The 12,494-nt window shown below is 65.1% G+C and carries 10 protein-coding genes; 2 read left to right on the top strand and 8 right to left on the bottom strand.

What is annotated here, in order from left to right; all coding sequences use genetic code 11:
* Nucleotides 1-1,307, top strand: a 1,307-nt coding sequence (locus ACEN88_RS13300) for a glycoside hydrolase family 30 protein (protein ID WP_413340232.1), incomplete at its 5' end; no start/stop codon positions are given.
* Between the two features lie 73 nt (nt 1,308-1,380).
* Complete coding sequence (locus tag ACEN88_RS13295; RefSeq protein WP_413340230.1) at nt 1,381-1,572, top strand: carbohydrate-binding protein; 192 nt, start codon at nt 1,381-1,383, stop codon at nt 1,570-1,572.
* 32 nt (nt 1,573-1,604) lie between these two features.
* On the opposite strand, the gene ACEN88_RS13290 is transcribed toward ACEN88_RS13295, so the two are convergent.
* From ACEN88_RS13290 to ACEN88_RS13255, 8 genes are read right to left on the bottom strand one after another with little or no spacing between them, the layout of a single operon-like run.
* Complete coding sequence (locus ACEN88_RS13290) at nt 1,605-2,966, bottom strand: glycosyltransferase family 4 protein (RefSeq protein WP_413340228.1); 1,362 nt, start codon at nt 2,964-2,966, stop codon at nt 1,605-1,607.
* Between the two features lie 28 nt (nt 2,967-2,994).
* Nucleotides 2,995-4,179 (bottom strand): hypothetical protein, encoded by a 1,185-nt coding sequence (locus ACEN88_RS13285; protein WP_413340226.1) that lies wholly within the window; start codon nt 4,177-4,179, stop codon nt 2,995-2,997.
* 8 nt (nt 4,180-4,187) lie between these two features.
* Complete coding sequence (locus tag ACEN88_RS13280) at nt 4,188-4,949, bottom strand: outer membrane lipoprotein-sorting protein (RefSeq protein ID WP_413340224.1); 762 nt, start codon at nt 4,947-4,949, stop codon at nt 4,188-4,190.
* 17 nt (nt 4,950-4,966) lie between these two features.
* Entirely contained in the window at nt 4,967-6,217 is a 1,251-nt protein-coding gene (locus ACEN88_RS13275; protein WP_413340222.1) for an ABC transporter permease, read from the bottom strand.
* A 2-nt stretch (nt 6,218-6,219) separates the two neighbouring features.
* A complete protein-coding gene (locus ACEN88_RS13270) occupies nt 6,220-6,948 on the bottom strand; it encodes an ABC transporter ATP-binding protein (protein ID WP_413340220.1) in 729 nt (242 codons plus the stop codon).
* Nucleotides 6,945-8,729 carry a 4'-phosphopantetheinyl transferase superfamily protein gene (locus ACEN88_RS13265; RefSeq protein ID WP_413340218.1) on the bottom strand — a complete coding sequence of 595 codons (1,785 nt, stop codon included), beginning with the start codon at nt 8,727-8,729 and terminating at the stop codon, nt 6,945-6,947. The genes ACEN88_RS13270 and ACEN88_RS13265 overlap by 4 nt, the downstream gene beginning before the upstream one ends.
* The gene (locus ACEN88_RS13260; RefSeq protein ID WP_413340216.1) at nt 8,729-9,949 is read right to left on the bottom strand and encodes a 3-oxoacyl-[acyl-carrier-protein] synthase III C-terminal domain-containing protein; all 1,221 of its coding nucleotides are present in this window, start codon (nt 9,947-9,949) and stop codon (nt 8,729-8,731) included. Before ACEN88_RS13260 ends, ACEN88_RS13265 begins: the two co-directional genes overlap by 1 nt.
* An 11-nt stretch (nt 9,950-9,960) precedes the next feature.
* A complete protein-coding gene (locus ACEN88_RS13255) occupies nt 9,961-12,366 on the bottom strand; it encodes an SDR family NAD(P)-dependent oxidoreductase (RefSeq protein ID WP_413340215.1) in 2,406 nt (801 codons plus the stop codon).
* Nucleotides 12,367-12,494 lie beyond the last annotated feature (128 nt).

Here is a 12,494-nt window from a genome sequence, read left to right as displayed (position 1 = left end):
GGCTCGACGCGCCGCGCGCCGCGAGCCAGCCGCTGGAAACGGAGACGGCCGTCTTCGTCGACACCGGGCACCGCTACCAGGAGGTGTTCGGCTTCGGCGGTGCCATCACCGACGCCGCCGCCGAGACGTACGCGAAGCTCAAGCCGGACGCGCAGCAGGCGTTCCTGAAAGCGTATCTGGACCCGCGCGAAGGCCTGGGCTACACGATCCTGCGCACGACGATCCACAGCTCCGATTTTTCCAGCGGCAGCTACACGTACGTGAAGGACGGCGACCGCGCCCTGGCCTCGTTCGACATCGGCCACGACCGCCGCTACCGCCTGCCGCTGCTGCACCGGGCGCTGGACGCGGGCAAGGCCTACGGCGCGCAGATGCGCGTGTTCGCGAGCCCGTGGAGCGCGCCCGCGTGGATGAAGACGAACGGCTCCATGCTGGGCGGCGGCAGCCTTCGGCCGGAGTACGCCGGCACGTGGGCGCGGTACATCGTCAAGTTCGTCCAGGCCTACGAGAAGGAGGGCATCCCGCTGTGGGGCCTGTCGGTGCAGAACGAGCCGATGGCGAAGCAGACCTGGGAATCGATGATCTTCGCGGCCGAGGACGAGACGCGCTTCCTCGGCGACCACCTGGGCCCCGCGCTGAAGGCGGCAGGCCTGGGCGACAAGAAGATCATCGTGTGGGACCACAACCGCGACCTGCTGCCGCAGCGCGCCGCGCACATCCTCGACGATCCGAAGGCGCGGCCGTACGTGTGGGGTGTCGGCTACCACTGGTACGAGACATGGGCCAAGGGCGAGCCGATGCACCGCAACCTGGCGGCCGTCCACGAGGCCTGGCCCGACGTGCCGTTCCTGCTCACCGAATCGTCGATCGAGAAGTTCGACCCGGGCCAGGTGCAGAGCTGGGCGAACGGCGAGCGCTATGGCAGCGAGATCATCGCCGACCTGGCCGCCGGATCGAGCGGCTGGGTCGACTGGAACATGCTGCTCGACAGCCGCGGCGGTCCGAACCACGTCGGCAACTACTGCTTCGCGCTGCTGCACGCGAGCGACGACGGCCAGCTCGTGTTCACGCCCAGCTATGCCTACATGGGGCACTTCTCGCGCTGGATCCGGCCCGGCGCGCGCCGCGTGGGCGCGGCTGCGAGCCGCAGCACCCTGCAGACGGTCGCGTTCCGCAACGGCGACGGCCGGCTCGCGGTCGTCGTCATGAACCGGACCGACCAGCCGCAGCGCTACCGCCTCGTCGTCGACCGCATGGAAACGGCGGTCGACATCCCGGCGCACGCGATCCAGACCGTGGTGCGCTGAAACCACAGGGAAACCCCTATGAGTCGCAACCTCGTTCCAACAATGCGCCGGCCAGGCGCAGGCGCAAACGCCCATGCCCGGCACGGTCCAGGCGGAGACGTATGCCAGCATGTCCGGCGTGGTCATCGAACCGACGACGGACACCGGCGGCGGCTTCAACGTCGGCCACACGGACAACAACGACTGGATGCGCTATCCGGTCAACGTCCCGACGTCCGGCGCGTACACGGTGCAGTTCCGCGTGGCGCAGGGCAGCAGGACCTGACGATCTTTTCCAAGGGCGGCGGGTCGCCCACCTCAGGGTTCGGTCACCGCATCCGGTGCGGCTGCGGAGGCGCCCGTTTTCCTGGTCGCGGTCTCGAGCAAATTCAGTACGGCGTCGACCATATTGTCGACCGTGAAGCGCTTGGCGATGGCCCTGGTATTGCTTGCAAGGCGGCGGTGCAACGGGCGGTCCAGCAGCAGGCGTTCGAGCTGGGTGGCGAGATCGCCGCTGTCCCACGCCTTGAACAGGAGGCCGCCCATTTTCTCGCCGTCGCGGATGACTTCGCCGATGCCGCCATAGTCGGGCACCAGTACGGGGGCACCATGGCTCATTGCTTCGGCAACGACGAGGCCGAACGGCTCGCGATTGACGGACGGACAGACCACGCAATGGCTGTGCGCGTACAACGCGTCGCGTGTTTCGATTGAAATCGAACCCGCGTGAAAGACCTTCAGGTCGAGATGGGTGGACAGATCGTCCAGCACCTTGCGGTAGGTGCCGCCTTTCGCCGTCGAGCCGCAGATGACGAGTTGCATCGCCGTGTTCCGCCTGGCCAGCAGCCGGGCTGCGTAAAGCAGCAGATCGATGCCTTTCTCGGCGTCCTGGCGTCCGACATAGGCGACGATCGGATAATGCGGCGACAAGCCAGGAAAGGCCGACTTCAGGCTCGCGAACGAATGTTTGACCTTGCGCTCGGTTTGCACGATGCCGTTGTACACGACCGCGAGCGATTCTCGCGGCACGTCCATCTCCGCGACGATCCGGTCCGCGTAGTCGGCACTGACGACGACGGATGGCCAGGAGGAAGCACGGATGGCCTCGTTGAGCAGGCGGTGGAACTCGTCGAGCAGCCCCAACTGTTTAGCATGCGCGGCGAACTGCTCGTCCCCCTGGAATGTCAGCAGGTAGTCGAACTCGTGCGTGCTCATCCGTTGCGCCTCCAGGGCCAGCGGGCCGAGCGCCGCGAAACTCATCAACACATGGCTGGCCCCATCGCGTGCGAGAAGGCGTTGCAGACGCCGTGCAAGGCCCCGGTCTCCTCCGGGGCGGCCGTAGAGCGCATGGATCAGGTTGCGCAGCAGTCGGTCGACATAACCGCTGCGCGCCTGAATCGTGCGTACGCGCAGGCGTCGCGGCAACAGGAACAACAGACGGCCCACGCACTGGTCGAGGAATCCGGACGGCGTCGCGAAATGGTAGCGCGTGCCATGACACAGCATGCGGTGCGCGATGCCGGGGTCGGCGAGTTCGGCGTTCACTTCCATCATCCAGTAGATCACGACCTTGTGGCCGCGCCGCCATAGCGCATTGGCCAGTGCCAGGTCCCGTACGGTCGAGCCGAGGTAATCTCCGCTGCCCATCGTGACGATGGCAAACGTGCGTGTCGATTCCATCATGGTCTCCCTATGGTTCTGCAAGACGCTAATACGTGTAGGACGCGCCCACGAATACCGATCTGTGCAGCAGGCTGCCGAATTCGCTGTTCGCCGCACCACGGTAATGCGCCGGCACGATCAATAGCTGCAAATGGTCGCCCAGTTCGTATTCCGCGTTGACGATGAACTGGGATGAAACGTCATCGAGATTGCGGATGTAGCGCGCAGTCAGATTGAGTTTGCCGGCGATTTTCGTGTCGAGGAATTGCAGCATCGCGTAGCGGCGCCGCGCCAGCGGAAGGACGGGATCGAGCAATGCGCCCCGGCGCTGCAGGCACGTCTGGATCGGCGCGTCGGGGCAGCCATCCTTGTTGAAGAAATACTCGGCTGTCAGCGTCGGGCCGCTTTCCAGGGTGTACGACGCGCCGGTGAGCAACTGCCGGTTGCGCGGCGCGACCCCTGGGCCGTTCGACTTGCGCCCGGCACTGGCTTCCGCATGCAGCAACAGCGCGTCCGACACGTTCCATCCGGCGAAACCGCCAATGCGACTCCCTTCGCCGGTCGCTTTCGATCCGATCAGCGAAAAGTAGGTCTTGTCGCCAGTGAAGTCCAGTTTGACGGCGCGTGCCTTGCGATAGCGATTGATCGGATCGAGACGGCCCTTGCCGGTGTTGTCGATGAGCGATACCGTGACGGCGGAACTCGCGACGTAAACGGCGCGGGCATAGTCCAGCCCCGGCTGTTCGAGGTTCGGGTTGTTCTTGCCGTTGTTGGCATTGAACGGATTCGATGGCGACACGAGCGAGGAGGGCCCCCACTGCAGGTTTTCCCGGCCATAGCTCAGCGTCAATCGGTCGTGCGGACGGAAGCGGATCGATCCCTCGTTCAGGAACACCTTGTGCTCGATCTTCCGGTCAGGGGACATGCCGGGATAGTCGATACGCGAGCGCGTCCAGTAAAAGCGGGGCCGCAGGTCGAATTCGAATGCGCGCAGCTTCAGGTTGAAATCGGGGCGGAACTGGAACGCGGCCTGGTTGCTTGCAATGCCCAGGCTGTTGTTCGGGTTCAGCGGCGAGGAGAGCGTATCCTGATAGAGCCCGTAAGCAAGGCCGTTGATGCGCGAATAAAATCCATCACTGATTTCCTGGGCCAGAGTCGAAGACTCCGGCGCGGCATATGCCGACCAGGACAAACCCAGGCCCACTACACATAGGGAAAGCCGTTTTCGCATCGTTAGCCTCATCGCATGAAGAGATTCAGGTTGAAGACGTAGTCAGGTATTGCTTCGATGTGTGGATTGGCGAGTTTCAGGTAAGTCACCTCCGTGTTCATCAATTCCCCCCGCAAGGTGATCCGGGACAGAAACGGACGGGTGTTGCCGTTGACCTTGACGGTATTGGCGTAATCCATCCAGGCGGATTTGAATTTCTTGCCCGATACGGTGAAGTATTCGGCCTTGATCCCGAGCAGGCGTTTTTTCGAAACCCAATAGGTGATGCGGTCGTACGTCACCTTGTCGATATTGGCTTTCAGGTCGAAGACGTAGCACTCCTCGCCGTTGACGAGCTCGTCGGGGAGCCGCGTGGCCGCGTAGTTGTCGGCATAGTTGGTGGCCGCGATATCGCCATACGCCGCGTCGCCCATCAGCTTCTGGCGCTGCGAGATCGGTACAGGCCTGCTGAGGCCCGGCTTGTAGAACCACATGTTCGTGTTGAGCATGAGGATCTTGTTGCCCCTGTACTTGGGCGGCTCCAGGCTGACACCGGCGAAATCGAAGGCACGCACCTTGATGTCGTAGACCAGCCGGTCCGTGACCCTGTCGTTCTCGGACGACTCGATGGCGACCCGCCAGGCGAGACCATTCACATTGCCGCGCGCTTCGTCCGCCGCCCTCAGGATGTCGGTGGAAGAGGGCTCGGCGCGACCGGCATACGGCAGCGACAGGAAGATCGCCAGTGCCATGGCCGGCCGAGTCCATCGGGTCAGGTACGGTGCAGTCATCGCAATCTCCTCGTTCTTCAGGCATAGCCCAGCGCATTCGGGATGGGCATGCGCGCGGCCTTGCGGGCCGGCAGGATCGCAGCAACGGTGGACAACAGCATCAGCATGAGCGTGCTGAATACCCAGTACGTGGGGACCAGGTAGATTTGCAGCGGCACGCGGCGCGCCATCTGGGGCGGTATCCACGTAGGCTCCAGCCAGCTCACCGACGTGACGACGAGCAGCGTCAGCGCGATGCCCAGCAGCGATCCGAAGCCGCCCAGCACGACGCTTTCCATCGAGAACAGCCCGACGATGCGGCGGCGCTTGACGCCCAGTGCGCGCAGCGTGCCGATCTCGCGGGTGCGCTCCATGACCGCCATGGTGAACGTGTTCACCACGCTCATCACGACGATCATGAAGACGATGACGAAGCTGACGACGAAGATCACGTCGAACATCTTTTTCGTCTTGGTGTAGAAGGGCGACAGCTCGGCCCACGTCCGGATGTCGACGTCGAGGCCGGATCGCCGCAGTTCCTGCGCCAGGATCGTCCGGAACGCTTCGACATCGGTGTCCCGGTCGAGCAGCAGCGTGACCCGATCGACGCTGTGCGTGTCGTACAGGCTCTGGGCGAACCCGAGCGGTACGATGGTGAGCTTGTCATCGAGCACCTCGACAGGCGAATCGATGAGTTGCACGAGCCTGGCGTCGAGGGCATTGATCTGGCCGCTCACAGTCGGCGACATCGCCACCGCGGTGGCGCCGAGCGGCAGATTCAGGGCCTTGGCAAGGCCATGGCTGACGCCGATGCCATTGACGTCATCGTCCGCCAGCGGTTGGCCGTCGTACTGCCGGATGCGCTTTTGGGTCGCGTTGGCGTATTTCCTGATTTTCTCGACATCGGACGGTACGCGGCCCGTGCCGATGAAGATCGTCGAGACTTCGCCGTTGCTCAACAGGCCGGACACGCCCAGCTGCGCCGTGTTGACGAGGACTTCGGGGTGGCGTGCAGTCACGCCCTCGACGGTCCTGAGCTGGTCCGCGGTGAGCAGGTAGCGCGTCGGGTCCAGCTTCCCCTTGTCGAGGAATCCGGTCTTGAAGATGGTGAGGTGTCCGTTTGCCTCGCCGTAGATGTAATTTTCCTGCAGGTTGTTGAAGATGTAGACCATGAATCCGCCCAGCACGTTCACGGCCACGAAGCCGAGTGCAATCGCCAGGATCGTGAAGAGGGAGCGGCGCGCGTTGCGGAAGAGATTACGGACGGCCAGTTTGATCCAGGTGAGCATGATTAACCTCGGTTGGCAAAGGAGGTAATGTGGTTCCTGCGGTCGTCCTGCACCATGCCGTCATGCAGGACGATCTGCCGGTCGACCCGCTCCAGCAGGCGCTGGTCGTGGGTCGAGAACACGAACGCCGTTCCCTCGGTATGGCTGATCGAGCGCATCAATGCGATGACCTTGAGCGCATTGTCGGAGTCGAGGTTGGCGGTCGGCTCGTCGGCAACCACGAGCATCGGCGCGCCGACCAGTGCCCGGGCGATGGCGACCCGTTGCTGCTGGCCGCCCGAGAGCTTGGCCGGGCGATGGGCCAGATGGTGCTCCAGGCCCATGTCGGTGAGCCGTTTCAGCGCGATATTCCGCGCTTCGCGTGCTGTCGCCTGTCCGACCTGAAGCGGCAGCATGACGTTCTCCAGGGCCGAGAGTACCGGGATCAGATTGAAGCTCTGGAACACGAAGCCGATGGCGCGGTTGCGCAACGCGCTGCAATGATCGTCCGACAATGCGGCCGCGTCCTGGCCCTGGAACAGCACGCTCCCCGAGGTGGGCGTATCCAGCAGGCCGCACAGATTGCAGAACGTGGATTTTCCCGATCCGGAGGGACCCCAGACGGCCACGAATTCCCCGGGGACGATCGAGACGTTGATCGCCTTGAGTGCGTCGATGCGGTTCTCTCCAAGCTCGTACTGCTTGTGTACATTCCGCATCTCGATGAGTGCCGGAACAGCGCTGACGGTCATGATTGCTCCTTGTTGTCGTGCGTGGGCACGGGACTGTCGATCGCCACGATGAAGTCGCCGTCACGCAGCGTCCTGACATCGGCGCACGCGCCGTCCGGTACGTGGCGCATGCGCAGGCCGTGGTCGTCCGCCCATGCGCACGCTTCGACATCCCGGGCCGGACGATGGAGGCCGAGGCCAAGGCGCTTGCCGAACGCTTCCTTGGCACACCACAGGCGGGTGATCCAGGCGGCTCGTTCCGGGGCGCCGTATGCCGCCAGTTGCCGCCGCTCGCCTTCGGTCGTGAAACTCGCCAGCCAATGCGCATCGTGCTCGGCGACGCGCTCGATATCGATGCCGACCGGTGCGCCGGCCGCGATGGCAACCGCGACTCCATGGCTGTGCGCGATACTGATGCGCGGGACGGGCGTCGGGGCCGGCCAGGAGGCGACGACGGGCTGGCCATGCGGATCGTTGCGGATGGCGAACGCCGCGGGATGCAGGTCCAGGTCCGCGTTGGCCGTGCGTGCGCTCCAGGCGCGCGCCGCGTCCTTGGCCGCGACGCGCCCAAGGAGCCATTCGAGCTGACGCTGCGGGTAGTGGGCCTTCGCGTCGAACTCGATCATTTCCTCGGCCCGCAGGTAGTGACGTGCCAGCAGGGCGAGGTCGAAACCGGCGATGGTCTGCGCCGCCAGCCATTGGTAACCGATGTCGCGATCGGGGCCGGCCAGCGACCGGGTCTCGCTGAGCAGGCACCGGCTCGGGTGGCGTTGCAGGGCCACGAGTTCCGGCGCCCATTTGAATTGCCAGGACCGCCAGCCGGCGACGCGGAGCCAGGCGCCGCCCGCGCCGTCGCCGATCTCGACGTCCGCGCTGATCATCTTCAACTGGCGTCCCGTGATCCTGATCGTGACGGGCAGGATGCTGCCTGCGGCCGGCGTCGGGCCATGGAAGTCGAGCCGCCCCAGACCGACAGGGAAGGCGGAGCTGCCGTCCTGCATGCTCCAGACGGCAATGAGCTGGCCGATGGTGTCCAGCAGTCCCGGGTCGCACAGCAGTTGCGGTTGGTCCGAGAAGGTGAACCAGTCCTGCGTGGGCCTGACCCGCAATTGCCCATGCAACCCGTCGGGGCCGACGTGCAGCGGTCCGTGCAGGCACTGGAACCGCGGTCCATGGAACAGGTGGCGGTCCGCATACAGTTGACCGGCGTCGACCGTGGTGCCGGTCGGCGGGAGGATGGATTGCGCTGGCGGCGGCGCCGCGTAACGCGTGCCGAGCAGTACCGTGGAAGCGATCATGCTCTCGTGCGCGGGCCCGGCCAGCACTTCCACCGCAATGCGTTTGTAATCGGCCTGCTCGTGCCCATGCTCGACCTGGCCCTTGACCGTCAACTCGAGTTCGCCGTTGTCCGACACCGCGATCCAGCGCCGGGCCGTGACGTTTTCGAAGCCGAGCAGGCCATAGCCGGGGGTAAGGCATGCCGCCGCCTCGGCCATCAGTTCGAGGCTGCCCGTCATGGGCACTACGGGATAGCATTCGCGGAGTGGCTTGACCCCCGGGGCATGGACGAAGTTATGGTCCGCCAGGAACAGGTCCGTGTCGAGCGCCAGCCGGCGCGCTACCGTGATGCTGGCGCCGGCCTGGTAGTCGAGGATCCGGTCGACGAACGGCAGGACCGGCGCCGGCTGCCGGGGCGCCGCGGTCCCGGTATCGTCGGCGGACGCCTGGTGGGCCGCTGCCTCGAACGCCCGGCCCACGAGCGGCGCGCTGCCCGAGACCAGGTAATGATTGGTGGGTGCCATCAGATCTTCTCCAGTACCAGTCCGCCGAGGGTGAGTCCCGGGCCGTAACCGAGGCAGACGACGCGCGTGCCGGGCGCAATGCCGGGTTCGTCGACGATGCCTTTCAGGATGTGGGGAATCGTGGCCGACGACATGTTTCCGTTCTCGCGCAGGACCGCCTTGGCGACGGCGACCTGGTCGTCCAGTAGCCCGAGTTCATCCTCGATGCGTTCGATGATCGTCGGCCCGCCCGGGTGGATCGCGAATACCAGGCCTGGCTTGGCCTGCTCGAAATCGATGCCGATCCGGCCCAGTAGGTCGTCGACGAACGCGTACACGTGGCGCCTGATGACGACCTCCACCATGTCCGACGTCGTTGTCCGGAACCGGTACGGGCCCGGGACCAGGGTCATGGCGTCCGCGGAATCGGGCAGCAGGCGTTCGTTGAACGCAAGGACGCGCAGCCCCGGCAATGCGTAGTCGCGTGCATGCGATGGGGTGCACAGCGAATAGTTGATGAAACCGTCGGCGTACAGCGACATCGCGGCAATGTTCGCGGCGCTGAACTCCTCGATGTCGTGGTGGCCGGACAGCAGTTCGGTATGCACGATATCCACGCGCTGCCTGGGCGACGCCGTGCCGTTCTGCCCCGATGCGAGGAAGCCATGCGCCATCTTTATCGCGGAGAAAGCGCCATGGCTGTCCACGTGATAGCAATGCGATACGCACGTGGAAAACCATTTCTTTTCCACGACCAGGCGCTCCAGCGGGCTCGGCGCCAGATAGCCCGTGGAGGTCACGTGAATCAGGTCATCCGGCGCAACCGCGGCGTCGCCATACATCTCGCCGAGGCAGTCGCCGACGATCTTCCCGTAATACTGGTGCCGGGTTTTCAGGTCCGCGCCTTTGGTATCCTCCGGGCCGGCGAAGAGTCGCAGGTGCGCGTGCTCGGGATCGGCCAGGAACATGTCGCCATCCATGATGCGGATGTCGGCCAGCTTCGGGAAAAAGACGAGTTGCCGCTGCCTGATCACGGCAGGCGGCACCGCATACTGTTCGAACTTGCCCTGCATGTCGGCCACGGCCTGTTGCTTGCCCTGCCGGGTGGTGATGCCGTGCAGCTTGCAATAGCTGCGTGCCATGGCATATGCGGACACCTCCAGGGCAAGCCGTTGAGGCACCGGCGTGGCGACCCTGACCGGGGTGAAATTGACCAGAACTGGATAGTCGTAGTTGTCCATTGCATGCTCCGCTAGTTCGTCAGCCGCAGGGTCGCGATCTGGCCGATGCTGGACGTAATCACGATTTCGGGCTGGCGACGGGGACCGTGCTCGAGCTCATCCAGGAAATGGCGCTGCCCGGTTGCAGGGGCGATCGGCTGGATCGAACGCGATGCATACAGCCGGCGCAGATCGTCGTTGACCATGCCCGCATCCCACGGCCCCCAGTTGATGGAAAGCGCGTGCAGGTGGGGCCAGGCATGGCTGAGCTGGTCCGCCAGCTTGTTCAATACCTCGTTCGCGGCACTGTAGTCGGCCTGGCCGATGTTCCCGAACCGACCGGCGACCGAGGACAGGAAGACGATGAAGCGCAGGGCGGCAAGGTCCAGCCGTGCCGCAAGCGTCAGCGCGGGCACGACTTTCGTATCGAACACCGAGTCGAAGGTGTCCACGGACTTGTTGAGTATCAGTTTGTCGCTGATCACACCCGCACCGTGGATGACGCCGTCGATCCTGCCCAGGCGCCGGTAGATCTCGTCGAGCAACGCGTTGAACGCCTCGTTGTCCCGCACATCCAGGCAGTGGTATTCCACCGTGCAGCCGCTGTTGCGGAAGGCCGCGAGGTTGGCCGCCATCTCGCGTTCCTTCAGGAGCTGCTTGAGTTCGGCTTCGACCGCCGCCGGCCTGACCTTCTGATGCCGTGACTGGAACCGTTCCGTCAGCAGTTGCCGCAACGCCTGCAGATCCGTCACGTCGCGTGTCAGCTCGTCCTCGTCGCCCGGCAACGGACTGCGGCCGACAAGGACGAGGTGCGGGTGATATTTATCCGCCAGCATGCGCGCAAGGTTCGCGGTAATCCCGTAGGCGCCGCCGGTCACGAGGACCACGGAACCGGGTTCGAGGGCGAATTCCCCGAGATTGTCATGCTCGCGTGCGCGCGGAACGAGATCGATGCGGTAGCGCCCGTCCTCGTCGAACCCCACCTCGATGTCGGGATTCGAACTGAACATCTCGCGCGCGATCCGGGCGGCGAGCTCCGCCGGATCGAGCGCCGGTGCGGCATCGATGCATTTCACCCGGACGTTGGCCCATTCCCGGGCGGCCGACTTCACGACGCCCAGCGTCCCGGCGCTGCCGGCCGCGGTATGCGCGCCACCAGCGAGGCCGAAGCGGCCATCGAACGACGTCACGTTGATCAACCGGCCGGCGCCGGCGTCGGCACTGCGCCGCAGGGCGGGGCCCAGCACTTTCAGGAGCATGAACAGTGCCCGCGCATCGTTCCTGTGGTCCCACGTCGGGCCACCCTCGTCGGCGCCCATCAGGTTGATCAGGGCCCCGGGCGGCGTCTCGTCCACCCGCAGCAGCTCGGCAAGCGGCGTCACGGCGTCGAGCGAGGAAAGGTCGACCTCGAGGCGCGACGCGTCGACGGCCCGCGTGAATGCGCCGGGCACGACGTGACGAACCTGGCAGCCTTGTTCCTCGAGCCGCTCGCGCAACGCGATCGCGAGGGGCGAGACCTTGCTGACCAGGACAATGGGGACGCCGCCCGGCCAGGCGATCGTCGTGTCCGCGTCCAGCGGTGCGTCGCATGCCTGGACGACATAGCTGAGCACGGGGTCGGACTCTGCCGGTGCAGCACGCGACTCCACTTCCTCATCCGGCGACGAAAGTGGAGCCGGCGCTTTTTTTGCCGGGCTCTCCGCTACAGTGGATTCCGCTTCGGGCGCAAGCAGGCGCTCGTACCACGCCACGACTTCACGCAAGGTCTTGAAGCCCGACAGCTCCTCGATCAGCTTTTCTTCGTCGCGATCGCCGACGAGGCTGTGGCGTTGCGACAGATTGCTGAAGATCTCGATGCGCTTGATCGAATCGATGCCGAGGTCCGCCTCCATATGCGCGTCCATGTCGAGCATGTCGACGGGGTAGCCGGTCCGTTCCGACACCGCTTTCAACAGCTCCGCCGAGAATTCGGCGGTCGATGCCGGCCTGGCTTCCTGAGGACTGCCGTGGGGCGCCGCCGACAGCGCTGTCATGGGAGCGGAAGAAGCGGCGAGCGGGACCGCGGCTGGCAGTTCGGGCAGGATGGGCGCCTGCGCGGGCTTGCCGATATGAATGGGGGACGGCGCGGCGCTCGCTGGCGCTGTCGCAAGGCCGGCCACGGTGGCCTGGGGGCGCGGTTCAGGCATGGGATTGACTGGCCGCGTCGACCCGACCGGCAGCACCAGCGGCGGCGCCACGAGGCGCGGACCGATGCCGGCCAGCTGTGCCTGCAGGTCGAGGAACTGGCGGAGGACGTGCTGCTGCTCGGTCTGGAATGCGAGCAGAGATTTCAACGTGTCGTGAAAGTCGCCCATGTCCGATGAGGACCCGGGAAATGCTGGCACTTGCATGGCTGCGTCGCCCGATAAATCGGCGGGCAGGGGTTCTCTGCTGGTCATTGTCGTTCTCCGATGAGTAGTTGTGGCGGTGTCTTGCGATACCTGCACCGGGCGCATGCCCGCCTGCATGTGGGCGGCGGGTACGGACGCAGGCGGTGCCGGGGGCGACGGCTGCGGAGGGGGCGTGC

Source organism: Massilia sp. CT11-108 (assembly GCF_047302915.1).
In the GTDB taxonomy this organism is placed as follows: domain Bacteria; phylum Pseudomonadota; class Gammaproteobacteria; order Burkholderiales; family Burkholderiaceae_D; genus Telluria; species Telluria orientalis.
Note: the sequence above shows the minus strand (reverse complement) of the source record. Positions and strands in the feature narration are given on the sequence as shown.